The sequence below is a fragment of the Streptomyces sp. NBC_00454 genome (assembly GCF_041434015.1).
GTDB lineage: Bacteria > Actinomycetota > Actinomycetes > Streptomycetales > Streptomycetaceae > Streptomyces.
Map to the genome: position 1 here is coordinate 3,407,610 of NZ_CP107907.1, position 25,203 is coordinate 3,432,812.

At 73.8% G+C, this 25,203-nt stretch carries 20 protein-coding genes; 8 read left to right on the forward strand and 12 right to left on the reverse strand.

Translation table 11 applies throughout. The annotated features are described in order from the left end of the window. Positions 1-100: 100 nt before the first annotated feature. A complete protein-coding gene (pdxH, locus tag OHU74_RS15740) occupies positions 101-724 on the reverse strand; it encodes a pyridoxamine 5'-phosphate oxidase (protein WP_371619698.1) in 624 nt (207 codons plus the stop codon). A gap of 237 nt (positions 725-961) precedes the next feature. Between pdxH and OHU74_RS15745 the strand changes: the two genes are divergently transcribed. Next, on the forward strand, positions 962-2,068 hold the full coding sequence (locus OHU74_RS15745; RefSeq protein ID WP_371616498.1) for a citrate synthase 2: 1,107 nt from the start codon (positions 962-964) through the stop codon (positions 2,066-2,068). A gap of 142 nt (positions 2,069-2,210) precedes the next feature. Here OHU74_RS15745 and OHU74_RS15750 read toward each other — a convergent pair whose 3' ends face one another. From OHU74_RS15750 to OHU74_RS15780, 7 genes are all read right to left on the reverse strand, one after another. Continuing rightward, positions 2,211-2,858 carry a TetR/AcrR family transcriptional regulator gene (locus tag OHU74_RS15750; protein WP_371616499.1) on the reverse strand — a complete coding sequence of 216 codons (648 nt, stop codon included), beginning with the start codon at positions 2,856-2,858 and terminating at the stop codon, positions 2,211-2,213. Continuing rightward, complete coding sequence (locus OHU74_RS15755; RefSeq protein WP_371616500.1) at positions 2,846-3,583, reverse strand: enoyl-CoA hydratase family protein; 738 nt, start codon at positions 3,581-3,583, stop codon at positions 2,846-2,848. The genes OHU74_RS15750 and OHU74_RS15755 overlap by 13 nt, the downstream gene beginning before the upstream one ends. 190 nt (positions 3,584-3,773) lie before the next feature. Further along, positions 3,774-4,952 carry an acyl-CoA dehydrogenase family protein gene (locus OHU74_RS15760; protein WP_371616501.1) on the reverse strand — a complete coding sequence of 393 codons (1,179 nt, stop codon included), beginning with the start codon at positions 4,950-4,952 and terminating at the stop codon, positions 3,774-3,776. Next, the gene (locus OHU74_RS15765) at positions 4,949-6,922 is read right to left on the reverse strand and encodes a biotin carboxylase N-terminal domain-containing protein (protein ID WP_371616502.1); all 1,974 of its coding nucleotides are present in this window, start codon (positions 6,920-6,922) and stop codon (positions 4,949-4,951) included. Before OHU74_RS15765 ends, OHU74_RS15760 begins: the two co-directional genes overlap by 4 nt. An 8-nt stretch (positions 6,923-6,930) precedes the next feature. After that, complete coding sequence (locus OHU74_RS15770) at positions 6,931-8,529, reverse strand: acyl-CoA carboxylase subunit beta (protein ID WP_371616503.1); 1,599 nt, start codon at positions 8,527-8,529, stop codon at positions 6,931-6,933. Further along, complete coding sequence (locus tag OHU74_RS15775) at positions 8,526-10,400, reverse strand: acyclic terpene utilization AtuA family protein (protein ID WP_371616504.1); 1,875 nt, start codon at positions 10,398-10,400, stop codon at positions 8,526-8,528. The genes OHU74_RS15770 and OHU74_RS15775 overlap by 4 nt, the downstream gene beginning before the upstream one ends. Next, entirely contained in the window at positions 10,397-11,206 is an 810-nt protein-coding gene (locus tag OHU74_RS15780; RefSeq protein ID WP_371616505.1) for a TIGR03084 family metal-binding protein, read from the reverse strand. The genes OHU74_RS15775 and OHU74_RS15780 overlap by 4 nt, the downstream gene beginning before the upstream one ends. Before the next feature lie 194 nt (positions 11,207-11,400). Here OHU74_RS15780 and OHU74_RS15785 point away from each other — a divergent pair, with 194 nt between their 5' ends. Then, positions 11,401-12,153, forward strand: coding sequence for an HAD family hydrolase (locus OHU74_RS15785; protein ID WP_371616506.1), 753 nt, complete (start codon positions 11,401-11,403; stop codon positions 12,151-12,153). Between the two features lie 33 nt (positions 12,154-12,186). On the opposite strand, the gene OHU74_RS15790 is transcribed toward OHU74_RS15785, so the two are convergent. Continuing rightward, a complete protein-coding gene (locus tag OHU74_RS15790; protein WP_371616507.1) occupies positions 12,187-12,654 on the reverse strand; it encodes a hypothetical protein in 468 nt (155 codons plus the stop codon). Positions 12,655-12,737: 83 nt separating this feature from the next. Between OHU74_RS15790 and OHU74_RS15795 the strand changes: the two genes are divergently transcribed. Both OHU74_RS15795 and OHU74_RS15800 read left to right on the forward strand, forming a co-directional pair. Then, positions 12,738-13,727: a helix-turn-helix transcriptional regulator gene (locus OHU74_RS15795; RefSeq protein ID WP_371616508.1), complete on the forward strand. Its 990-nt coding sequence runs from the start codon at positions 12,738-12,740 to the stop codon at positions 13,725-13,727. 40 nt (positions 13,728-13,767) lie between these two features. Beyond that, positions 13,768-13,956 carry a hypothetical protein gene (locus OHU74_RS15800; protein ID WP_371616509.1) on the forward strand — a complete coding sequence of 63 codons (189 nt, stop codon included), beginning with the start codon at positions 13,768-13,770 and terminating at the stop codon, positions 13,954-13,956. A 290-nt stretch (positions 13,957-14,246) separates the two neighbouring features. Here OHU74_RS15800 and OHU74_RS15805 read toward each other — a convergent pair whose 3' ends face one another. Next, entirely contained in the window at positions 14,247-15,176 is a 930-nt protein-coding gene (locus OHU74_RS15805) for a DMT family transporter (RefSeq protein WP_371616510.1), read from the reverse strand. Between the two features lie 47 nt (positions 15,177-15,223). Then, entirely contained in the window at positions 15,224-18,265 is a 3,042-nt protein-coding gene (locus tag OHU74_RS15810) for an FAD-binding and (Fe-S)-binding domain-containing protein (protein ID WP_371616512.1), read from the reverse strand. A 106-nt stretch (positions 18,266-18,371) separates the two neighbouring features. Between OHU74_RS15810 and serC the strand changes: the two genes are divergently transcribed. From serC to OHU74_RS15825, 3 genes are all read left to right on the forward strand, one after another. Beyond that, positions 18,372-19,490, forward strand: coding sequence for a phosphoserine transaminase (gene serC / locus OHU74_RS15815; protein ID WP_371616513.1), 1,119 nt, complete (start codon positions 18,372-18,374; stop codon positions 19,488-19,490). Positions 19,491-19,811: 321 nt separating this feature from the next. Beyond that, the gene (locus OHU74_RS15820; protein WP_371616514.1) at positions 19,812-20,594 is read left to right on the forward strand and encodes a hypothetical protein; all 783 of its coding nucleotides are present in this window, start codon (positions 19,812-19,814) and stop codon (positions 20,592-20,594) included. Continuing rightward, positions 20,587-21,225, forward strand: coding sequence for a class F sortase (locus OHU74_RS15825; protein WP_371616515.1), 639 nt, complete (start codon positions 20,587-20,589; stop codon positions 21,223-21,225). Before OHU74_RS15820 ends, OHU74_RS15825 begins: the two co-directional genes overlap by 8 nt. Before the next feature lie 35 nt (positions 21,226-21,260). On the opposite strand, the gene OHU74_RS15830 is transcribed toward OHU74_RS15825, so the two are convergent. Then, positions 21,261-21,845, reverse strand: a complete 585-nt coding sequence (locus OHU74_RS15830; protein WP_371616516.1) for a TerD family protein — start codon at positions 21,843-21,845, stop codon at positions 21,261-21,263. A 162-nt stretch (positions 21,846-22,007) separates the two neighbouring features. Here OHU74_RS15830 and OHU74_RS15835 point away from each other — a divergent pair, with 162 nt between their 5' ends. Further along, entirely contained in the window at positions 22,008-25,190 is a 3,183-nt protein-coding gene (locus OHU74_RS15835; RefSeq protein ID WP_371616517.1) for a sacsin N-terminal ATP-binding-like domain-containing protein, read from the forward strand. The last annotated feature ends 13 nt before the right edge of the window (positions 25,191-25,203 follow it).

The window sequence follows — 25,203 nt, forward strand, 5'->3', positions numbered from 1 at the left end:
CAGTCACCCGACCCGCGAGCTCGCCGGTACGTCCGGCCGGCTTCCCCCACTGCAGGGGGGAAACCCGAGCTCGCGGGTCGTCTGCGTTTTCAGGACCGCTTCACGGGCAGAGCCGCTCCACGCGCCACTTCTCCCCGTCCAGGACGTACTTCAGACGGTCGTGCAGCCGGTTCTCGTGGCCCTGCCAGAACTCCACCGCGTCGGGGACCACCCGTACGCCGCCCCACTCCGGCGGGACCGGGACCTGTTCGCCCTCCGGGTAGCGCGCCTCCAGCTCGGCGTAGCGCCGGTCGAGCTCGGCGCGGGAGTCGATCACGCGGGACTGGTCGCTGGCCCAGGCGCCCAGCTGGGAGCCGTGGGGGCGGGAGCGGAAGTACGCCGCGGTCTCGTCGCGGCCGATCCGGGAGGCCGTGCCGGTCACGATGACCTGGCGGGCGATGGGGTGCCAGGGGAAGAGCAGGGAGACGAAGGGGTTCGCGGCGATCTCGAGGCCCTTGCGGGAGCCGTAGTTGGTGAAGAAGACGAAGCCGCGCTCGTCGAACTGCTTCAGCAGCACCGTGCGGGAGCTGGGACGGCCGTCGGGGGTCGCGGTCGACACGACCATCGCGTTGGGTTCGAAAACGTGCGCTTCGGCCGCATCCTGGAACCAGTGGGCAAACTGGCCCATGGGGTCCTCGGCGAGGCCCTCCTCGGCGACGAGGTGGGAGCGGTACTGCTTGCGCATGACGGCGGGGTCAAGGTGCTGATCGGTCACGCGGCCATCCTGCACCAGCAGGGCCGCGTGGAGTGTGCCGGAAGTCACGCTTCCCCGCGCCATGGGGAGCGGACAAAATCTTGGGGCCGGTCCGACGGTCCCGTACGGGTGACCATCGGCCGTGCCGGGCATCAACGGGGATGACCGCGCCGGACCGCGAATCACGCCGGGAGCCGCGCGTGTTCGCACTATTTGAGGAGCCGCCTGATGTCCGACTTCGTACCCGGGCTCGAGGGAGTCGTCGCGTTCGAGACGGAGATCGCCGAACCCGACAAGGAGGGTGGGTCTCTGCGCTACCGGGGCATCGACATCGAAGACCTGGTGGGCCACGTCTCCTTCGGGAACGTCTGGGGTCTGCTGGTCGACGGTGCCTTCAACCCGGGCCTGCCGGCCGCCGAGCCCTTCCCGATCCCTGTGCACTCCGGCGACATCCGCGTGGACGTGCAGTCCGCACTCGCCATGCTCGCCCCCGTGTGGGGTCTCAAACCGCTGCTGGACATCGACGAGCAGACCGCCCGCGACGACCTGGCGCGCGCGGCCGTGATGGCCCTGTCGTACGTGGCCCAGTCCGCCCGCGGCCAGGGCCGGCCGATGGTCCCGCAGAGCGAGATCGACAAGGCCGGGTCGGTCGTCGAGCGGTTCATGATCCGCTGGCGGGGCGAGCCCGACCCGCGCCACGTCAAGGCCGTCGACGCGTACTGGACCTCCGCCGCCGAGCACGGCATGAACGCCTCCACCTTCACCGCCCGGGTCATCGCCTCCACCGGCGCGGACGTCGCCGCGGCCCTGTCGGGCGCGGTCGGCGCCATGTCCGGGCCGCTGCACGGCGGGGCACCGTCGCGCGTCCTCGGCATGATCGAGGAGATCGAGCGCACCGGCGACGCCGTGGCCTACGTGAAGAAGGCCCTCGACAAGGGCGAGCGGCTGATGGGCTTCGGCCACCGGGTCTACCGCGCCGAGGACCCGCGCGCCCGCGTGCTGCGGCGCACCGCCAAGGAACTGGACGCCCCGCGCTACGAGGTGGCCGCCGCGCTGGAGAAGGCCGCCCTGGAGGAGCTGCACGAGCGCCGCCCCGACCGGGTGCTCGCGACCAACGTGGAGTTCTGGGCCGCGATCATGCTGGACTTCGCGGAGGTCCCGGCGCACATGTTCACCTCGATGTTCACGTGCGCCCGTACCGCCGGCTGGTCGGCGCACATCCTGGAGCAGAAGCGCACGGGCCGCCTGGTCCGTCCGTCGGCCCGCTACACCGGCCCGGCCCGGCGCAACCCGCGCGAGATCGCGGGCTACGCGGACATGGCCGAGACCGCCTGATCCAGCTGATTCGGCTGATCGGGCTGATCGGGCTCAAGGGTCCGCCGCACCACCGGCTGCCACCGCACAGGGCCGCCGCGAGCACGGGCGCCGCATCCCACCGGGGTGCGGCGCCCGCCGTGCTTCCCGGGTCGGCAGGGCCTCAGGCCAGTACCGCGTCCAGGATCCGGGCCCACTGGGCGACCACGCGGGCCCGGCGGGCGGTGTCGTCGGTGATGACGTTCGCCAGGCCCAGCCCGCGGGCCATGTCGAGCAGGCCCTGCACGGTCTCCCGTACGCCGGGTACGGACTCGTCCGCGCCCAGGAGTTCCACGGCGATGCGGTGGGTCTCACGGCCCACCCGCGCCTCCAGCTCGGCGACGCGGGGGCGCAGCTGCTCCTCGTGGGAGGCCGCGACCCACAGCTGGAGGGCGGCGCGGAACATCGGGCCGGTGTACATGTCGATGAGCGCCGCGACCACGTCGGCCCGGTCGGCCTCGGCCGCGCCGTGCGGGAACAGGTCCCGCAGGGCGGTGGAGCGTTCCTCGGCCATGTACTCGACGGCCGCCGTGAACAGCTCCTCCCGGGTGCGGAAGTGGTGCTGGGCGGCACCGCGCGAGACTCCGGCGCGCTCGGCGACCACGGCGACGGTGGAACCGGCCCAGCCCTGTTCGGCCAGGCAGGAGACGGCCGCCTCCAGCAGGTGGCGGCGGGTGACCCGACTGCGGGCCTGCTTGGGGCCGCTCGCGGGCGCGGCGGGCTGCGTCGCGGCGTCCGCCGTGGTGGCGTCCGCCGTGGTCACAGCAGCCATGACGGATCCCGGCGCTCGAAGCGGGCGGTGATGCCCTCGCGGGCCTCGGCCGAGCCGAAGTGGCGGGCGGACAGTTCGGCGAGCGCGGCGCCGTCGCGTTCCAGGGCGGCCCGTACCGGGGCCGTGACCAGCTGCTTCGTCGCGGCGAGGGCGAGCGGGCCGGCCTTGCGCAGGCCCTCCAGGACGGGGGCCAGCACCTTGTCCACGTCCTCGCCGTGCAGGGTGAGCAGGCCGATCCGGAAGGCCTCGGCGGCGTCGAAGGCCTCGGCGGTCAGGAAGTAGCGGGCGGCGGCACGCGGGTCCATGCGCGGCAGCAGCGGCGCGGAGATGACGGCCGGGACCACCCCGAGGTGGGTCTCGGTGAACGCGTACGTGGACGCGTGCCCGGCGGCGGCGATGTCGCAGACCCCGAGCAGCCCGAGGCCGCCCGCCCGGACGTGTCCGGTGACGCGGGCGACGACCGGCAGGGGCAGTTCGGCGATCTCGCGCAGCAGGGCCAGGAAATCGGCCGGTTCGCAGGGCGACTTGAGGTCGGCCCCGGCGCAGAAGGTGGTGCCGGTGTGGGTGAGGACGACCGCCCGGGCCGCCGGGTCGGCGGCCGCTGCGGCGAGAGCGGCGCGCAGCTCTTGGACGAGGCCGGCGGAGAGGGCGTTGCGGTTGGCCGGGGAGTCGAGGGTGAGCGTGGCGACGCCGGTCGCTCGCGCGGCGTGGACCAGTGGGGGCATGTCTCCTCCGGAGGGGGTGTTCGGTCGGGCGGTATCCCCTCCGGGGAGGGTATGCGGGTCGCCTGCGGCGGGGCTTCGGGGGGCCGCTGCGCGGAGCTTTCCCCTACCCGCCCTTCCACCGTTCCCCGGGCTCTGCCCGGACCCGCGCCTCAAACGCCGGCGGGGCTGGAAGGTCCAGCCCCGCAGGCGGCTAGTACGACTTGGGCAGGCCCAGCGTCTGGTGCGAGACGAAGTTGAGGATCATCTCGCGACTCACGGGGGCGATCCGGGCGACCCGGGAGGCGACGATCAGGGCGGCCAGGCCGTATTCACGGGTGAGGCCGTTGCCGCCCAAGGTGTGGACGGACTGGTCCACGGCCTTGACGCAGGCCTCGGCGGCGGCGTACTTGGCCATGTTCGCGGCCTCGCCCGCGCCCATGTCGTCGCCCGCGTCGTAGAGGCGGGCGGCCTTCTGCATCATCAGGCGGGCGAGTTCCAGCTCGATGTGCGAGGCGGCGAGGGGGTGGGCGATGGCCTGGTGGGCGCCGATGGGGTCCTTCCACACCTGGCGGGTCTTGGCGTAGTCGACCGCCCTGGCCAGTGCGTAGCGGCCCATGCCGATGGCGAAGGCGGCGGTCATGACGCGCTCGGGGTTGAGGCCGGCGAAGAGCTGGAGCAGGCCCGCGTCCTCGTCGCCCACGAGGGCTTCGGCGGGCAGCCGCACCTCGTCCAGGACCAGTTCGAACTGCTTCTCCGCGGCCTGGAGCTCCATGTCGATGGCGGAGTGGGAGAAGCCGGGGGCCTCGCGCGGGACGATGAACAGGCACGGCTTGAGCCGGCCCGTCTTCGCGTCTTCGGTGCGGCCGACGATGAGGGTGGCGTCGGCGATGTCCACACCGGAGATGAAGACCTTGCGGCCGGTCAGGATCCAGTCGTCGCCATCGCGGCGGGCCGTGGTGGTGATGCGGTGGGAGTTGGATCCGGCGTCGGGTTCGGTGATGCCGAAGGCCATGGTCCGGGTGCCGTCGGCGAGGCCGGGGAGCCAGGTCTGCTTCTGGGCCTCGGTGCCGAAGCGGGCGATGACCGTGCCGCAGATGGCGGGCGAGACCACCATCATCAGCAGCGGACAGCCGGCGGCGCCGAGCTCCTCCAGGACGATGGACAGTTCGGCGATGCCGCCGCCCCCGCCGCCGTACTCCTCGGGGAGGTTGACCCCGAGGTAGCCGAGCTTGGCGGCGTCCGCCCACAGCTCGTCGGGGTGGCGGCCCTCGCGGGCCACACGGGCGAGGTAGTCGCGGCCGTAGCGCTGCCCGAGGGCGGCGACGGCGGCGCGCAGGGCCTGGTGCTCTTCGGTTTCGAGGACAAAAGGTGCCACAACGGTGTTGCTCATGCGGACGGTTCCTCCTGGACGACGGCGAGCAGGGCGCCGAATTCGACCTGTTGGCCGGTGACGGCGTGGAGCGCGGTGAGCGTGCCGGAGGCGGGCGCGAGGATGCGGTGTTCCATCTTCATCGCCTCCAGCCAGAGCAGGGGCTGCCCGGCGGTGACGGGGCTGCCGGGGGCCAGGCCCTCGGCGACGCGGACGACGGTGCCGGGCATGGGGGCGAGCAGGGAGCCCGGTTCGGTGCGGTCCTGGGGGTCCGCGAACCGGGGTACGGGGGTCAGGGTGTGGGCGCCGAGCACCGAGTCGACGTAGACCACCGAAGCCTCGACCCCCGGGTTGTTCGAATTGTGTTTCACGTGGAACATCCGCCGGACGCCCTCGACTTCGAGGGTGACGAGCTCCGGCGTCGCGGCCAGGACCCGGACCCCGGGCCGGTCCACGAGTTCCGGGGGCCCGCTGCGGGCCGGGTGGTACAGGACCTCGTGCTCCGTCCCGCCCACCGCGTACCGGCGGCTCTGCGGCTGGGAGCGGAGGTTGCGCCAGCCGCCGAGCCGCAGGGCGAGCGGGGCGTCGGGGGCGGGGGCCGCCTCCGCGAGGGCCGCGGCCAGCGCGCAGAGGGCGGGCGCCGGGTCCTCGGGGTCGGCTTCGGTGAGGGCGGTCAGGTGGCTCTCGTAGAAGCCGGTGTCCAGGCGCGCGGCCTCGAACTCCGGGTGGCGCAGGGACCGTACGAGGAGCTCGCGGTTGGTGGTGACCCCGTGGATCCGGGCTCCGGCGAGGGCCGAGGCAAGGGCGCGGACGGCCTCGGCGCGGGTCGGGGCGTGGGCGACGACCTTGGCGAGCATCGGGTCGTAGTGGACGGAGACGGTGTCCCCGTCGGCGAACCCGGTGTCCACCCGGACCTCTCCGGGGACGGCCAGGGTGTGCAGCACCCCGGTCTGCGGGCGCCAGTCCAGGGCGGGATCCTCGGCGTACAGCCGGGCCTCGACGGCGTGGCCCGTGGCCTGCGGCGGGGTCAGCGGCAGGGCCGCGCCCTCGGCGATCCGCAGCTGGAGCGCGACGAGGTCGATCCCGAAGACGGCCTCGGTGACGGGGTGTTCCACCTGGAGGCGGGTGTTCATCTCCAGGAAGTACGGGCGTCCGTCGGCGGTGACGAGGAACTCCACGGTGCCCGCGCCCTGGTACGAGACCGCGCGCGCGGCGGCCACGGCCGCCTCGTGCAGGCTCGCGCGCAGTGCCTCGGGCAGAGCGGGCGCCGGGGCCTCCTCGATGACCTTCTGGTGGCGCCGCTGGAGGGAGCAGTCGCGGGTGCCGAGCGCCCAGACGGTGCCGTGGGAGTCGGCGAGGATCTGTACCTCGACGTGACGGCCCCGCTCCACGTAGGGCTCCGCGAAGACCTCGCCGTCGCCGAAGGCGGAACGGGCCTCGGCGCAGGCGCCCTCCAGTTCCTCCTTGAGCGCGTCCAGGTCCCGTACGACCCGCATTCCGCGGCCGCCACCGCCCGCCGCGGCCTTCAGGAGCAGCGGGAGGTCGGCCGAGGTGGCCTGCTGCGGGTCCACGGGGTCCAGGAGCGGGACCCCGGCGGCGCGCATCAGCTCCTTGGCCCGGGTCTTGGACGCCATGGCCTCGATGGCGGCGGGCGGCGGGCCGATCCAGACGAGCCCGGCGGCCTGGACCTCGCGGGCGAAGCCGGCGTTCTCGGAGAGGAACCCGTAGCCGGGGTGGACCGCGTCGGCGCCCGCCGCGAGGGCGGCCTTGATGACCAGGTCCCCGCGCAGGTAGGTGTCGGCGGGGGCCGCGCCCGGCAGCCGTACGGCGGCGTCGGCCGTGCGCACGTGCAGGGCGTCGGAGTCGGGGTCGGAGTGGACGGCGACGGTGGCCAGGCCGAGGGCGCGGGCGGTGCGGAAGACGCGGACGGCGATCTCGCCGCGGTTGGCCACGAGGACGGACTTCAGAGGCAGGGGCGGGGTCAGGGTCATCTGGGGGCTCACATCCGGAAGACGCCGAAGCCGCCACGGGCGCCCTCGACGGGGGCGTTGTGGACGGCCGACAGGCACAGGCCGAGGATCGTGCGGGTGTCGCGCGGGTCGATGACCCCGTCGTCGTACAGCCGCCCGGACAGGAACATCGGCAGGGACTCCGATTCGATCTGGGCCTCGACGAAGGCCCGCATGCCGGCGTCGGCCTCCTCGTCGTACGGCAGGCCCTTGGCGGCCGCCGACTGCCGGGACACGATGGACAGCACCCCGGCGAGCTGCGCGGGCCCCATGACGGCGGACTTCGCGCTGGGCCAGGCGAAGAGGAACCGGGGCTCGTAGGCGCGGCCGCACATGCCGTAGTGGCCGGCCCCGTAGCTGGCGCCGATGAGGACGGACAGGTGCGGGACGCGGGAGTTGGAGACCGCGTTGATCATCATCGAGCCGTGCTTGATGATGCCGCCCTGCTCGTACTCCTTGCCGACCATGTAGCCGGTGGTGTTGTGGAGGAAGAGGAGCGGGATGTCGCGCTGGTTGGCGAGCTGGATGAACTGGGCGGCCTTCTGCGACTCCGCGCTGAACAGCACCCCCTGGGCATTGGCGAGGATGCCCACCGGATAGCCGTGGAGGGTGGCCCAGCCGGTGACCAGGCTGGTGCCGTAGAGGGGCTTGAACTCGTCGAAGTCGGAGGCGTCGACGATGCGGGCGATGACCTCACGGGGGTCGAAGGGGGTCTTCAGGTCGGCCGGGACGATCCCCAGGAGCTCCTCGGGATCGTGCAGCGGCTCCTGCGCCCGGTCCGGATCGGGGTGGGCCTTGCGGTGGTTGAGGCGGGCGACGACCCGGCGGGCCTGGCGGATGGCGTCGTACTCGTCGAGGGCGTAGTAGTCGGCGAGGCCCGAGGTCCGGGCGTGCATGTCGGCTCCGCCGAGGGACTCGTCGTCGCTCTCCTCGCCGGTGGCCATCTTGACCAGCGGCGGACCGCCGAGGAACACCTTGGAACGGTCCTTGATCATGATGGTGTGGTCGGACATGCCGGGGATGTACGCGCCCCCGGCCGTGGAGTTGCCGAAGACCACGGCGACAGTGGGGATGCCCTCCGCCGAGAGCCGGGTGATGTCGCGGAAGATCGCGCCGCCCGGAATGAAGATCTCCTTCTGGGAGGGGAGATCGGCGCCGCCGGACTCGACGAGGCTGATGCAGGGCAGCCTGTTCTGGCGGGCGATCTCGTTGGCCCGCAGGGCCTTCTTGAGCGTCCACGGATTGCTCGCCCCGCCGCGCACCGTCGGATCGTTGGCGGTGATCAGGCATTCGACGCCCTCGACCGTCCCGATGCCGGTGACCATGGAGGCGCCGACGGGGTAGTCACTGCCCCAGGCGGCCAGCGGGGACAGCTCCAGGAAGGGGGTGTCCGGATCGAGCAGCAGCTCGACCCGCTCCCGCGCCAGGAGCTTGCCCCGGCCCTTGTGGCGGGCGGTGTACTTCTCCCCGCCCCCCTGGAGGGCCGCCCCGTGCGCCGCGTCGAGCTCGGCGATCCGCTCCAGGGCGGCGCTACGGGCCTGCGCGTGCTCGGGGGCGAGCGGGTCGACGGCGGTCTTGAGGCGGGTCACTGGCGGGGTCCCTCCGGGGTGGTCGCGGGCACGGTCGTCGGGGGCACAGTCGCCGGGGGCGGAGCCGCCTGGAGCAGGGATTCGGGGATGTCGAGGTGGCGGGCGCGGAGCCATTCGCCCAGCGCCTTGGCCTGGGGATCGAAGCGGTGGCCGGAGGCGACGCCGTCGCCGAGGATTCCGGTGACGGTGAAGTTGAGGGCGCGCAGGCGGGGCAGCGGATGCCGGGTCACCTCCAGGGGAGCCGTCTCGGGGAGCAGCTCCTTGAAGGCCTCGACGGTGAGGGTGTCGCGGAGCCACGCCCAGGCGGGGTCGCTCTCCACCCACACCCCGACGTTGGCGTCCCCGCCCTTGTCGCCGCTGCGGGCCCCGGCGATGGCCCCGAGGGGGGCCCTGCGGGTGGGTCCGGCGGGAGCCCCGGCCCCTTCGGGGGCTCCGCCCCCGGACCCCCGCGCCTCAAACGCCGGCGGGGCTGAAGAGGCCAGAGGGGTTGGCGAGGCTGAAGGGGCCGGCGGGATCCGGACCCGGGTGCCGTCCGGGAGGGTGGCCGTGTGGGGGACCCCGGCGGCGGGGACCTGGTCCGAGGCGAAGACCCCGTAGGGCTGGGCCGGGCCCGGAGGGGCCGTGACGTGGAAGCCGGGGTAGCTCCCGAGGGCGAGTTCGATCGCCGCCGAGGTGAGTGCCCGGCCCACCCGGTCCGGGTCCGGGTCGCGGACCACCAGCCGCAGCAGCGCGCTCGCCGTCTCCTCCGTCGCCGCGTCCTCGTGGTCCGTCCGGGACAAGGTCCAGGCAACGGAGGAGACCGGGGCGAGGAGAGGGGCCAACTGGGCCCGGACCAGCGCCGACTTCGCCTCGATGTCCAGCCCCGTCAGGACGAAGACGACCTCGTTGCGCCAGCCGCCGATCCGGGTCACCCCCACCTTCAGGCGCTCCGGCGGCGCCTCGCCCCGTACGCCCGAGACGGCTACCCGGTCCGGACCGGCCTCGGAGAGCCGGACCGTGTCCAGACGGGCCGTCACGTCCGGGCCGAGGTAGCGCACGCCCTGGGTCTCGTACAGCAGTTGCGCCGTGACGGTGCCGACCGTCACGGCCCCGCCCGTGCCCGGGTGCTTCGTGATGACCGAGGACCCGTCCCGCGCGATCTCCGCCAGCGGGAACCCGGGCCGGGACACGTCGTGCCGGGTGAAGAAGGAGTAGTTCCCGCCCGTCGCCTGCGTCCCGCACTCCAGTACGTGGCCTGCCACCACCGCCCCCGCCAGCCGGTCGTGGTCCTGCGACGACCAGTCGAACCACCAGGCGGCCGGACCGCTGACCAGCGCCGCGTCCGTGACCCGGCCGGTCACCACCACGTCCGCGCCCGCGCGCAGGCAGGCGGTGATGCCGGCGCCGCCGAGGTAGGCGTTCGCGGTGAGCGCGCCGCTGCCCCCGTACCCGCCCTCTCCCGCTGCTTCTCCCGCTCCCGTCCGCATCAGGTCGTCGCCGTCCACGTGCGCGACCGAGACGGGCAGGGACAGCTTCGCGGCCAGCGCCCGTACGGCCTCGGCCAGTCCAGCCGGGTTCAGACCGCCCGCGTTCGCCACGATCCGTACGCCCCGCTCGTGCGCGAGGCCCAGGCTCTCCTCCAGCTGGCGCAGGAAGGTTTTGGCGTAGCCGAGGTCCGGGTTCTTCAGACGGTCCCGGCCGAGGATCAGCATGGTGAGCTCGGCCAGGTAGTCCCCGGTGACCACGTCGAGCGGGCCGCCGGTCAGCATCTCGCGGAGCGCGCCGAAGCGGTCCCCGTAGAAGCCGGACGCGTTGCCGATCAGCAGCGGCCTGTCGGGCTGCCTGCCTCGGCTGCCCGGCTGCTGGTCGGGGCTGCCGGGTGCCTTCGTCATCGGGCGGACTCCGGCTCTCGGCCCGGGCCCGCCGGGCCCGCGAAGGCCTGGGCGATGTCGAGCCAGCGGTCGGCGTCCGGGCCGGTCGCCGTCAGGGCCAGGTCGGCGCGGTGGGCCCGCTGGGTCACCAGCAGGCAGAAGTCCAGCGCCGGGCCGGTGATGCGCTGGGGCGCGTCCGCGGGCCCGTACGTCCATGCCTCGGGGTCGGAGGACTGCTCGGGCGGCGTCAGCTCGACCCGGAACTCCCCCACGGGCGCCGGCAGCCCCCGTACCGCGTACGCGTAGTCGCGCGCCCGCACCCCGATCCGTGCCACGTGCCGCAGCCGGTCCGTCGGGACGCGGCGCACGCCGAGCGCGTCGGCCACGTCCTGGCCGTGCGCCCAGCTCTCCATCAGGCGGGCGCTCGCCATCGAAGCGGCCTTCATCGGCGGCCCGTACCAGGGGAACTTGGCTTCGGCCGAGGCCGCCGCGAGGGCTTCGTCGAGGGCGGCGCGACTGGCCCGCCAGCGGGCCAGCAACTCGGCGGGCGCCAGCGCGGCGCCCTCCTCGGCGCCCGCGTCGACGAAGGAGTCGGGGGCCTTCAGGGCCTCCTCGACCATGCCCGCGAAGGCCGCGGCATCGGTGAGGGAGAGCAGCGCGGCCCGGTCGGTCCAGTGCAGGTGGGCGATCTGGTGGGCGATGCTCCAGCCGGGTGCGGGCGTGGGCTTAGCCCAGCCGGCCGGAGACAACTCCGCGACGAGGGCGTCGAGTTCACGACCCTCCTCGCGGAGATCGGCGAAGACGGCGACAGCGGACGGATCGGGCACGGGTGCGCTCCCCTTCTCGGCGTGGGGGAAGCGTGCCAGCCTGGGAGAAAACAATCAAGCGTGCTTGCATTATTTTCCGGAACTGCTTCCACCCGCCAGGGGGCCACCCCAACCCATCGGCCATTTCCGGGACTTGAGGCCGCCCGCCTCACGCACCCTTGCGCGGGAGCGGTGCCGGGGCGAGGATCGGCGGCATGATCAAGGGCGTGATGTTCGACTTCTCCGGAACCCTCTTCCGCATCGAACCCACCGAGGACTGGCTCCGCGCGGTGCTGACGGAGGCCGGGATGGCCGTGCCCGAGGCGGAACTCCTCGACTGCGCCGCCCGTTTGGAGGAGGCCGGAGCCCTGCCCGGCGGCGCCAACCCCCGCCGGATGCCGCCCCACCTGGCCGCCCTGTGGCAGGAGCGCGACCTCGGCGATGCGCAGCACCGCGCCGTCTACACCGCCCTCGCCCGCCAGGTGGAGCTGCCCCGGGCGGACCGGGCCGCGGACCAGGCCGAAGACCGGGTCGAAGGCCGGGCCGCAGACCGGATCGACACCCTGTACGACGCCTTGTACGACCGCCACCGCACCCCCGTGGCCTGGCGGCCCTACCCCGACACGGCGCGCACGCTCGCCGCCCTGCGCGAGCGCGGCATCCCGGTCGCCGTCGTCAGCAACATCGGCTGGGACCTGCGCCCCGTCTTCCGCGCCCACGGCTTCGACCACCTCGTCGACGCCTACGTGCTCTCCTTCGAACACGGGGTCCAGAAGCCCGACCCCCGGCTCTTCCAGGCCGCCTGCGACGCGCTCGGGCCGGCGCCCGCCGACGTACTCATGGTCGGCGACGACCCCGTCGCGGACGCGGGGGCCACGGCGCTGGGCTGCCGGTTCCAGCTGGTCGAGCACCTGCCGGTCGACCGGCGGCCGCAGGCACTGACCGAGGCGCTCGGCGGCCTGCTCTGACGCGGCCCGTTCTGACGCGGCGGGCTCCGGCCGCTACTCGGCGGCTGCCCGGCGGGTGAAATCCATCGTCCAGTTGTGGACCCAGCTCGCCCCCTCGTCGGCGGAGAAGAACTGCTCCCAGCGCGGGGACCCCGTATCCGTCCGCGACCACACGAACCGCACCAGGACCGCCTTGCCGCCGTAGGTGTCCTCCCCCTCGAAGACCCCCCGGCCCGTGCCCGCCTCGAACCGCCCGGCGACGGGTGCGAACAGCGTCCCGGTGCGGCGGGACGCCCAGTTCAGAGTCCACTGCTCGAGCTGGGGATCGTAGAGGCGCAGGGTCATGCCGCCCGAGCCCTTCGTCGGGAACTCGATCTCGTCCACGCTCGCGGCGCCGCCGAAGTGGCGGGTGGCGCGGGAGGTCCCCGGGAACTCCTCCCATCCGCTGTCCGGGTCGAGGAAGTCGGCGAGCCAGCGGTTCGCGACGTCCCAGTCGCCGAGGAAGAAGTCGAAGTCGTTCACGTGCGGGCTCCCTGAGTCGTTCGTTCGTTCGTCTCGTTGCTGATGGGGGAACCGTAGGAGCACTCCACTGACATCCTGTGTCAGTGAAGTCCAGCCGCTTGATCTCCATCCTTCTCCTGCTCCAGACCCGGGGCCGGATGACCGCCGCCGAGCTCGCCGAGGAGCTGGAGGTCTCCGTACGCACGGTCTACCGCGACGCGGACGCCCTGGCCGCGGCCGGCGTCCCGCTCTACGGCGACGCGGGCCACAGCGGCGGCTACCAGCTCCTCGACGGCTACCGGACCCGCCTCACCGGCCTGGCCCCGGGCGAGGCCGAAGCCCTCTTCCTCACCGGAATGCCGGGCCCCGCCGCCGAACTGGGCCTCGGCCGGGACCTGGCGAACGCCCAGCTCAAACTCCGGGCCGCCCTGCCTACGGAGCTGCGCGCGCAGGCCGACCGGATGCGGCTGCGGTTCCACCTGGACGCACCGGGCTGGTACGCGGAACAGGAGGAGACCCCGCACCTGGGGCAGGTCGCCGACGCGGTCTGGCGGGGCCGGGTCATCGAGATCCGCTACCGCCGCTGGAAGGCCCCCCACGAGGTGGACCGGCGACTGGCACCGTACGGGCTGGTCCTCAAGGCGGGGCGCTGGTACCTGGTGGCGGGGCCGGCCGCGGGCTCGGCCGAAGCTGTGGACCCGGAGCGGCCGTTCACCTACCGGGTGGACCAGATCCTGGCGGTACGGGAGACGGCGCAGCAGTGCGAGCTCCCCGAAGGCTTCGAGCTGGCCGCGCACTGGCGTCGGACCCAGGACGAGTTCCACCAGCGGCTGCACCCGCAGGAGGCGGAGGTACGGGTCTCCGCGCGCGGCGCGACCCTGCTGACCGGCGCCCAGGCCAAGGCCCTCGCCACCGCGGGCACCCCGGATCCCGAACTGGCCGGGTGGACGCGGGCGGTGCTGCCGATCGAGTCGCACGCGCACGCGGAGGCGCTGTTCCTGGGCCTCGGCGCGGAGGCGGAAGTCCTCGCCCCGCCGTTGCTGCGCGACCGGATCGCGGCGACCGTGGCCGCGATGGCGGCCCGCTACGCCTGAACCCTTCCCTCCGGCGGCCTGCGGCTGGGATGCTCCGCGCATGACGACACCTCGGATGTACTTTGCCGTGGCGGCACTGAGTGCGCTCGCGCTGGGTGTGGCCATGGCCAGCGGCTGGGGCCAGGACTTTCCGGACGGCATGCCGCCGGCGACGGCGAACGTCCAGCACGCGGATGTCGTACCGACCACGGCCCCTGGTCCTCCGGAGTCGGAGCCGGTCGGGGTCTGACCCCGTCGGCCGGCGTCCCGGTGCCGGTGCCTGTGCCGGGCTGCGGGTGTTCCGCTGCGCGGGGCAAGTCCCCGACCCGCCCTTCCACCATCCCCCAGACTCCGTCCGGGGGGACCACCAGCCGGGCGCTGCCCGGACCCGGTCCTCAAACGCCGGACGGGCTGGGGTGCACCCCGGGCGCTGCCCGGACCCGGTCCTCAAACGCCGGACGGGCTGAAAGGCGGGCGGCACAGGCTGAGGGGCGGGCCGGACCGGCGGGCTGAAGGTGGGGCCCCCGACGGCCCCCGCCGTCAGCGGCGGGTCTGGGAGCGGACCGCGCCCATGCTCGCCGCGATGACCAGGGCGATCGCCGCCGCGTCGAGCGCCGACAGGGCCTGGTTCAGTACCAGGAAGCCCGCCGTCGCGGCGATCGCCGGTTCCAGGCTCATCAGGATCGCGAAGGTCGGCGCCGGCAGCCTTCGTAGGGCCAGGAGTTCCAGCGTGTAGGGCAGTACGGAGGACAGCACCGCCACGCCCAGCCCCAGCGCCAGCGTGCTCGGCCGCAGCAGGGCCGAGCCCGCCTCGATCACTCCGAGGGGGAGGGACAGTACGGCCGCCACCGCCATTGCCAGGGCCAGCCCGTCCGCCTGCGGGAAGCGGCGGCCCGTGCGGGCGCTGAAGACGATGTACGCCGCCCACATGCCGCCCGCCCCGAGCGCGTACGCCGCGCCCAGCGGGTCGAGGCCGCCGAAGCCGCCTCCGCCGTGGGTGGACAGGAGGACGACGCCGGCCAGGGCCAGCCCCGCCCACAGGAGGTTCATGAGCCGCCGGGAGACCACGACGGACAGCACCAGCGGGCCCAGCACCTCCAGGGTGACGGCGGGGCCCAGCGGGATGCGGTCGATGGCCTGGTAGAAGAGGCCGTTCATGCCGGCCATCGTCACGCCGAACCACCACACGGTGGTCCAGTCGGAGCGGGAGTAGCCGCGCACCTTGGGCCTGCAGACGAGCAGCAGCACCAGCGCGGCCGCCGCGAGCCTCAGGGTGACCACGCCCGCCGCGCCCGCCCTGGGCATGATCATGACCGCGAGGGCGGCACCGAACTGCACCGAGACGCCCGCCGTGACCACCAGGGCCACCGGCCCGAAACGGGCGCGCGGCGACCCGGGGGTCGGGCTGGGGGCAGGGGTGGGCGCCGTGGGCGGGGCGGCAGGCGAGGCGGAGGACGTCGGTACGGGCATTTATCCAGATTAGGCCGTCCGTAAGGACCGTGCCTGCGTGTTTTGCCTTACATCCGACGCGGCCGACCCTGCGGTACCTCTGGTTCCGCTTCCTCCAGTGCCTCCGCCAGGACCTCCGCCAGGTGCCGGGCCCGGCCCCCGGCCAGCTGCGCGATCTGGGTCCGGCAGGAGAACCCGTCCGCCAGCACCTCCGCACCCGGCGGCGCCGACCGCAGCGAGGGGAGCAGCTGTTCCTCGGCGCAGGCGACCGAGACCTCGTGGTGGCCCGGCTCGAAGCCGAAGTTCCCCGCGAGGCCGCAGCAGCCGCCGGTCAGCTCGCCCGTCAGCCCGGCCCGTTCGCGCAGCCGGCGGTCCGGCCCGTCGCCGAGGACCGCGTGCTGGTGGCAGTGGGTCTGGCCGGCGACCGGCCGGTCGAGCCGGGGCGGCTGCCAGTGCGGGGCGTACTCCTCCAGGGTCTCGGCGAAGGTACGGACGGCCGCGGCGAGGCGGTGCGCGCGGGGGTCCTCCGGGAGGAGGGCGGGAAGGTCCGTGCGCAGGGCCGCCGCGCAGCTCGGTTCCAGGACGAGGATTGGCCCCTGTGGGTCGCCCATGGCGTCCACGGCGTCCAGGGTGCGGCGCAGGACCTTGCGGGCGCGGGTGAGGCGGCCGGTGGAGATGTACGTCAGGCCGCAGCAGACGGGGCGGCCCGGCAGCCCGGCCTCCAGTCCGGCGGCCCGCAGCACCTGCATGGCGGCGTGGCCGACCTCGGGGGACAGGTGTTCCGTGAATGTGTCCGGCCACACCGTGACGACGGTCCCGGGCACGGGACCTGATCCGGGCCGGACCGGAGGCGGTGGCGGGCCCTGCGGGCGGCTGTCCCCTACCCGCCCTTCCACCGTTCCCCGGGGCTCTGCCCCGGACCCCCTGGGGCTCCGCCCCAGACCCCGCTCCTCAAACGCCGGAGGGGCTGGATATTGCCTCTGCGCGGCATCTTCCAGCCTCGCCGGCGCTTGAGGCGCAGGGGGCCGGGGGCTGGCCCCCGGCAACGGCGCCGCACGTGGGGACAGCCCCCTGGTGAAGGGGGTTCGCGCCAGCGCCGGCAAGGGGCGGGCCCGCTCCAGGCCCGGGATGCGCAGGAAGCGGGCCGCGAGGTTCGCCGGGGCGGTCAGTCGCAGGGCGGAGATCGTGCGCAGCCAGGCCGGGAGTCCGCCCAGTAGGTAGTGGGACAGGGGGCGCAGTCGGCCGGACCAGTGGTGGTGGAGGAACTCCGCCTTGTACGAGGCCATGTCCACGCCCACCGGGCAGTCGCTGAGGCAGCCCTTGCAGCCCAGGCAGAGGTCCAGCGCCTCGGCGACCTCCGCCGAACGCCAGCCGTCCGTCAGGATCTCGCCGGCCAGCATTTCGTGCAGCAGCCGGGCCCGGCCGCGCGTGGAGTGCCGTTCCTCCCCCGTGGCCCGGTACGACGGGCACATCACCCCCGGCCCGCCGGTGTCCAGGGACCGGCACTTCGCCACGCCCACGCAGCCGGCCACCCCTTCGGCCAGACCACTGGCCGGACCGCTGGCCGGACCACTCGCCGGACCCGGGCCCGGACCCGCCAGCACCGCGAAGCGGAGGTTCTCGTCCAGCCGGGCCGGGTGGACGAGGATCGCCGGGTTCATGCCGCCCGCCGGGTCCCAGACGGCCTTGTAGGCCTCGAAGAGGGAGATCACCGAGGGGGCGTACATCCGCGGCAGCAGCTCCGCGCGGGCCTGCCCGTCGCCGTGTTCGCCGGACAGGGAGCCGCCGTGCGCGACCACCAGATCGGCCAGGGCCGAGGAGAAGGCGCGGAAGCGGGCCACGCCCGGCGCCGTCATCAGGTCGAAGTCGATCCGGACGTGCACGCAGCCCTCCCCGAAGTGGCCGTACGGGGATCCGCGCAGCCCGTGTTCCGCCAGCAGCGCGCGGAATGCGCGCAGGTAGGCGCCGAGCCGGGCCGGCGGGACCGCGCAGTCCTCCCAGCCCGGCCAGGCCATCGAACCGTCGGGCATCCGCGTCGCCGTGCCCGCCGCGTCCTCGCGGATCCGCCACAGCGCCCGCTGCCCCGCCGGGTCGGTGACCAGGAGGGAGTCGAGCGCGTCCGCGCCCCGTAGGAGGGCCCGGCCGGCGGCCTCGTCCCACATCTCCACGAACAGCCACGCGCCGCCCCGGGGCAGACCGCCCGCGCCGGCCGGTCCCACCAGGTCGGCCGCCATCCCCTCCACCGTCAGCGGACCGCTCGACCGGCCGCCCCCGGACACCAGGCCCGCCGCCGCGTCCGCCGCCGCGCTCTCGTCGGCGTACCCGAGCACCGCGAGCACCGGCGCGCGCGGGGCCTCCACGAGGCGCACCAGCGCCTCCGTCACCACCCCGAGCGTGCCCTCGCTGCCGCAGAACGCCCGGGCGGCCTGCACACCCCGTTCGGGGAGCAGCGCGTCGAGGTCCCCGTAGCCGGAGATCCGCCGGGAGAAGCCGTCGGCCGGGCCCCCGGCCATGCCGGTCCGCAGGACCGCGAGATGTCCGGCCACCAGTTCCCGCAGGCCCGGCGGGGTTCCCGTCCAGCCCGTGGCCAGGCGGTGGCGGGCGCCCCCGTACGCGGTCACGGCCAGCTCGGCCACGTTGTCGGCGGTGGTTCCCCAGGCCACCGAGTGGGCCCCGCAGGCGTTGTTGCCGATCATGCCGCCGAGGGTGCAGCGGGAGTGCGTGGACGGGTCCGGCCCGAAGGTCAGCCCGTGCGGGCGCGCCGCGTCGCGCAGCCGGTCGAGGACCAGGCCGGGCTGGACCACGGCGGTGCGGGTGGCGGGGTCCAGGGATACGAGGGCGTTCATGTGGCGGGTCAGGTCCAGGACCACCCCGACCCCCGTGGCCTGGCCCGCGATGGAGGTGCCGCCGCCGCGCGGGACGACCGGGACTCCGGCCCCGGCGCACACGGCGAGGGCCGCGGCCACGTCGTCGGCATCGCGCGGGGAGACCACGCCGACGGGGACCCGGCGGTAGTTCGAGGCGTCCATGGTGGTCAGGGCCCGCGCGGCGGCCGAGAAGTCGACCTCTCCGCGCAGGTTCGCCCGCAATGTCCGTTCGAGTGTTCGCACGTGTTCACCGGGTGACGTCACATCCGACACCTTCCCACCGCTCCCGTGCGTCTCATCCGGTGGACGCGCCTCCAAGGCGCGGACTCCGACCGGATACGCTCGGCTCGTGGCTGAGATCCAGATTCCCGCTGACATCAAGCCCGCCGACGGACGCTTCGGCGCGGGCCCCTCCAAGGTGCGGACCGAGGCGCTGGACGCCCTCGCCGCCACCGGTACCTCCCTGCTCGGAACCTCACACCGCCAGGCCCCGGTCAAGAACCTGGTCGGCTCGGTGCGCCAGGGCCTCCGGGACCTCTTCTCCCTCCCCGAGGGCTACGAGGTGATCCTGGGCAACGGCGGCTCCACCGCCTTCTGGGACATCGCGACCGCCGGTCTCATCGAGCGGAAGTCGCAGCACCTCACCTTCGGTGAGTTCTCCTCCAAGTTCGCCTCGGCCGCGAAGCTCGCGCCGTGGCTGGACGCGCCGTCCGTGATCTCCTCGGACCCGGGCACGCACCCGGACCCGGTGGCGGAGGCGGGCGTGGACGTGTACGCGTACACGCACAACGAGACCTCGACGGGTGTCGCCGCGCCGATCAAGCGCGTCGCGGGCGCCGACGCCGGTTCACTCGTCCTGGTGGACGCGACCTCGGGCGCCGGCGGTCTGCCGGTGGACATCACCGAGACCGACGTCTACTACTTCGCCCCGCAGAAGTCCTTCGCCTCCGACGGCGGCCTGTGGCTGGCGGCGTTCTCCCCGGCGGCTCTGGAGCGCGCGGCCCGCGTGCACGCCTCCGGCCGGCACATCCCGGAGTTCTTCTCGCTGCCGACGGCGATCGACAACTCGCTGAAGAACCAGACGTACAACACCCCGGCGCTCTCCACCCTCTTCCTGCTGAACGAGCAGCTGGAGTGGATGAACAGCCAGGGCGGTCTGGAGTTCACGACCGGTCGTACGGCGGCCAGCGCGGCCCACCTGTACGGCTGGGCGGAGGCGTCGAAGTACGCGAACCCGTTCGTCGCGGACGCCGCCAAGCGTTCCGCCGTCATCGGCACGATCGACTTCTCGGACGACATCGACGCGGCCGCGGTCGCCAAGGTGCTGCGCGCCAACGGCATCGTGGACACCGAGCCGTACCGCAAGCTCGGCCGCAACCAGCTCCGTATCGCGATGTTCCCGGCGATCGACCCGGCGGACGTCCAGGCGCTGACCGCGTGCGTGGACTACGTCATCGAAACCCTCTGACCGACGGCCGCCCGACGGCCGACCCGCACGCTCCGAAGCCCCCGGTGACATCCCGTCACCGGGGGCTTCCGCGTTCCTGAAAGGGTCCTGAAGGCCTCGGGCCCGGAATCCGCCCCGGACACCGGGACCTTGGTCCCAAAAATCGGGGCAAAGAGCCCGTAAACGGGGTGTCCCGACCGCCCCCGCGGCCTGCGGTTTTATCCGCCGGGACCTTCGGCAGGGGCCCCTCCCGGTGCCCGGAAGGGCCGCAACCAACCACCCCAGGATGTCCCTCATGTCTGGTGTGCCGGGAAAAACCCCGGCCCGTTCAGGAGGAACCCCATGCGCAAGGCACTCACCCTCTCGACGATCGCCCTCGCCTCGTCGATGGCCCTGGCCGTCCCCACCGCCGCGTTCGCCGCCGACTCCACCCCGACCGCCGCGAAGGCCAGCGCCAGCGCCGAGGCGGCCCCGGTGGCCCTGAAGCTCTCCACCTCCACCGCCAAGACGGGCGACTCCATCCAGCTCTCGATGGAGGTCCCTGACGGCTCGACCAACCTGCAGATCTCCTCCAAGGCCCTGGACGACGTCAAGATGACCGACGGCCGCGGCGCCACCGCCAAGGTCGCCAAGGTCCCCGCCGGCACCTACGGGATCTCCCTGACCGGCACGGGCCCCGACGGCAAGAAGATCCAGGCCACCGCGCAGCTGACCGTCAAGGCCGACGCCCCGAAGCCGACCGAGTCCACGCTCAGCCTGTCCGCGGACCACGGCAAGCCCGGCGACAAGATCAAGGTCACCGTCAAGACGGCGCCGAACGAGAAGAGCGCGTTCATCAAGTCCGACGCCTTCGGCGGCCAGGTCAACCTGAAGAACGACGGCAAGGGCGTCTGGACCGGCACCGCGGTCGTCTCCAAGGACGTCAAGTCCGGCTACTACGGCGTCCACGCCTTCGCGGGCGGCAAGGAGTTCGACACCGTGAAGTTCTCCACCGACGCCACGGGCACCCCGAAGCCGAAGCCGGCCCCGCTCGACCCGAGCAAGCACAAGACCCCCAAGGGTTCCGTGAACACCGGCCAGGCCCCCCTCGGCTGGGTCCCCTCGGATGCCGCAGACCATGGCTGAGCAGTCCACCCGGGACCTCGCCCCCCGCCGGAGCGGCCGCGCGGTGCGCGTGGCCGCCCTGGCGGGCACGGCGGCCCTCACCGTCGCCCTCGTGAGCGCCTGCTCCTCCGGCGGCGGTGACGGCCACACGGTCAACAACCCGGCCGCCGCCAAGCCCGCCTCGGTGCTGGGGGCCTCCGTCCCGGACCGCATCGTGATCCCGGACATCAAGGTCGACGCCCCGCTCGACACCGTCGGGCTCGACGCCCAGGGCGTCATGCAGGAACCGGACTTCGCGAAGCCGAAGGACGCGGCCTGGTACAAGGACGGCCCGACCCCCGGGGAGAAGGGCGCGGCCGCCGTCGTCGGGCACATGGACACCCCGCAGGAGCCCGAGGCCGTCTTCTACAACCTCAAGAAGCTGAAGAAGGACGAGAAGATCGAGATCCACCGCGACGACGGCTCCACCGCCGTCTTCGCCGTGGACGCGGTCGACACCTTCAAGAAGGACCGGTTCCCGACCGACAAGGTCTACGGGGACACCCACGGCAAGGCGGAACTGCGCGTCATCACCTGCGGCGGCAACCTCACCAAGGACCGCCACTGGGACGCCAACGTCGTGGTGTTCGCGCACCTCGTCGGACAGGAATAGCCCGGCCGGACCGTCAGGACGTCAGGCTCCTGTCGTTACTTGCTGATCGCGAAGCGCATCAGGGCCTGCTCGTCGCCCGGCTTGATCTTTCCGGTCTGGTTGATGACCTGCAGCTTCCAGCCGGATCCGTCCCGGATCGCCTTGGCGACGGCGCAGCCGTTGTCGGTGCCGAGCAGGCTCGGCCAGATGTCGGCGACCTGCTGGCTGCTGCCGCCCGTCGCGTCGTACACCTTGAAGCTGATGTTGCGCGCGTTCTGGAACGAACTGCCCTTCTTGTACGCGGCGGCGACGAAGACGATGGACGTGACGTTGCCCGGTATCCGGGCGAACTCGACGGTCACCGTCTCGTCGTCGCCCTCGCCGTGACCGGTCTGGTTGTCCCCGCTGTGGAGCAGCGAACCGTTGCCCATCGGGTCCAGGGAGTCGAGGCCCGCGAGGCGGACCGGGTCCGATCCCTGCATGGCGATCGCGATCAGGTCCAGGTCGGTTCCGGTCTTGCGCTTGAACTTGCCCATCAGGCCGCCGCTGCTGCCCGCGGTGGGGTCCCAGGAGACTCCGATGGACAGGTGGGTCACGCCACCGAGGTCCGCGGGGCCGTCTTCCTTGGTGAGCGTAATCATGGGCACCTCATAGCTTGGGCGACTGCGACCCATGAAGTGTGCCTGAGGTGCGACGCCAACGGCCTCGTGGAGTCGGGCGCATCCGCACGCGATACCTTCAGGACCTCCGCATCCGGCATTCCGTGAATGCGGGACAGAGCGGTACGGCTTGGAGGCAGCGGCGTGAACGTGCGAGTGACGGCGGCCCAGGGTGGCATCGACCCCTTCGGTACGGCCCGGCTGCGGCGCGGGGTGCTCGACGCCTGGGGTGCGGGCCCGGCCCGCTTCCGAGAGGACGCCAACGCCGAGGAGGACCTGGCCCTCGGCGGCTACCGCGACCGGCTGGTCGTCGAGCTCGCGCAGAACGCCGCCGACGCGGCCGCCCGCGCCGGGGTCCCCGGCCGGCTGCGGCTCACGCTGCACTCCGGCGAGGGCGGTCACGCGGTGCTCGCCGCCGCCAACACCGGGGCCCCGCTGGACGCCACCGGCGTGGAGTCGCTGTCCACCCTGCGCGCCTCCGCCAAGCGGGACGACAGCGCCGGCAGCGTCGGCCGCTTCGGCGTCGGCTTCGCCGCCGTCCTGGCCGTCAGTGACGAGCCCGCCGTCCTCGGCCGGCACGGCGGAGTCCGCTGGTCGCTGGCCGAGGCCCGCGAGCTGGCCCGCGGCGCGGCCGTCGGCAGCCCCGGCCTCGGCGACGAGCTGCGCCGCCGCGACGGCCACGTCCCGCTGCTGCGGCTCCCGTTGCCGGCCGAGGGGACCGCTCCCGACGGCTACGACACCGTCGTCGTCCTCCCGCTGCGCGACTCCGCCGCCGAGGGCCTGGTGCAGCGGTTGCTCGCCGCCGTGGACGACGCCCTGCTGCTGACCCTGCCCGGGCTGGCCGAGGTCGTCGTGGAGGTTCCGGCGGAGGGTGCGGACGGGGGCGTACGGACGCTGACCCGCCGCGTCGAAGGCCCGTACACCGTCATCCAGGACTCCGGTTCCGGTACCGACTCCGGCTCCGGTGCGAGCACCGGCACGAACCGCTGGCGTACCGTCCGTCACTCCGGCCCCATCGACAAGGCCCTGCTCGCCGACCGCCCCGTAGAGGAACGGCTGCGGCCCGCCTGGGCGGTGTCCTGGTCCGTCCCCGTGGACTCCGAGGGCGCCCCCGTCCGCCCCGCCACCGCGCCCGTCGTGCACGCGCCGACCCCGACCGACGAACCCCTCGGCATCCCTGCGCTGCTCATCGCGACCCTGCCGCTGGACACCGCCCGGCGCCACCCCGCGCCCGGGCCGCTGACCGACTTCCTGGTGGAGCGCGCGGCCGACGCGTACGCCGAACTGCTCGGCTCCTGGGACCCGGTGAGCACCGCGCTCGTGGACCTCGTACCCGGCCCGCTCGGCAAGGGCGAGCTCGACGGGGCCCTGCGCGCAGCCGTCCTCAAGCGGCTGCCCCGCACCGCCTTCCTCGCCCCGGCCGCCCCCGCCGAGGACCCGGAGGAGCTCGGCGTGCGCAGCGCCCTGCGGCCCTTCGAGGCCGAGGTGGTGGAGGGCGCGGGCGCCGACACCGTACGGGTCCTCGCCGAGGTGCTCCCGACCCTGCTTCCGGCCGGCCTGGAACGCCGCCCCGAGCTGCGCACCCTGGGGGTGGGCCGGCTGCCGCTGGGCGATGCCATCGAGCGGATCGCGGGCATCGAGCGGACCCCCGACTGGTGGCACCGGCTCTACGACAGCCTCGCGGGCGTGGACCCGGACCGGCTCTCCGGCCTCCCGGTGCCGCTGGCCGACGGACGCACCGCCATCGGGCCCCGGCACATCCTGCTGCCCGGCGCGGACACCCCGCAGGGGGTCGACGCCGCGAGCCTGGCCCGGCTCGGGCTGAAGGTGGCCCACCCGGACGCGGCGCACCCGCTGCTGGAGAAGCTCGGCGCTCTCCCGGCCACCGCGCGCGCCGTTCTGACGACCCCGCAGGTGCGGGCGGCCGTCGCGGGCTCCCTGGACGCCGGGGAGATCTGGGACGAGGACGGCCTCGACGCCGAGGAGCTCGCCGACATCGTGCTCGGGCTGGTGCGCGGCGCCGAGCTCTCGCCCGGCGACGAACCGTGGCTGGGCGCGCTCGCCCTGCCCGACGAGGACGGGGAGCTGACCCCCGCCGGCGAACTGCTGCTGCCCGGATCCCCGCTGGCCTCCGTCATCCGCGAGGACGAAGTCCCGTACGTGGACGCCGACCTGGTGGCCAACTGGGACGAGCGGACCCTCACCGCCGTCGGGGTCCTGGCCACCTTCCAGCTGGTCCGCGCCACCGACGTGGTCCTGGACCCGGACGAACTGGAGCCCCGCGACGGGGACTTCGCCGAACCCGACGACGCCGGTCTGCTGGACGCGGTCGACGTGTGGTGCGAGGACCTCCTGGACCAGCTCCCCGACACCCCCGTCCCGCCGGTGGCGACCGAGCTGGTCGCCGTACGGGACCTCGACCTGGTCGACGACGACTGCTGGCCCCAGGCCCTGGCCATGCTCGCCCAGCCCCCGCTGCGCGACGCCCTGACCCAGCCCGTCCGGGTCCTGCTCCCGGACGGCACCACCCGGTCCGTGCGCCCGTACACCGCCTGGTGGCTGCGCGACCACCCGGTCCTCGACGGCCGCCGCCCGGCCGGCCTGCGCGCCGCGGGCGGGGACCCGCTGCTGGCGGGCCTGTACACCCCGGCGGACGCCACCGGCTTCGAGGACGAGCAGGTCCTGCGGGCGCTGGGCGTACGCACCTCCGTGCCCGCCCTGCTCGCCGAACCCGGCGGCGCGGCCGAGCTCCTGGCCCGTCTCGCTGACCCGGAGCGCGAGGTCGGCGGCCGCCAACTGCACGCCCTGTACGGTGCGTTGGCCGAGCTGGATCCCGAGCAGGTCACCCTGCCCGACGAGCTGCGGGCGGTCGTGGACGGCGAGGTCGTCGTGGTGGACGCGGCCGACGCGGTGATCGCGGACGCCCCCGACCTGCTCCCCCTGACGGCCGGTCTCCCGCTGCTGCCCGTGGCCCCTTCCCGCGCCGCCGACCTGGCCGAACTGTTCCAGGTGCGCCGCCTCTCGGAGACGGTCCCCGCGGAGGTCACCACGGAGGGCGAGGAGCACGAGGTCCCGGAGTCGGTCCTCCACCTCCTCGGCCCGGCCACCCCCGCCAGCTACGTGGAGCACGAGGAACTCCTGGCGGGCGGCATCGAACTCGACTGGCGCCGCACCCCGGACGGCACCCTGCACGCCGCCACCCTGGAGGGCGTCGCCGCAGGCCTCGCCTGGGCGGCCGGCCAGTGGCCCCGCCGCTTCGAGGTCGCAGCCCTCCTGGAGGACCCGTCCCGCACGGCCGAACTGGCCCGGGACCGCTGGTTCGACTAGACCTCCGACTGGG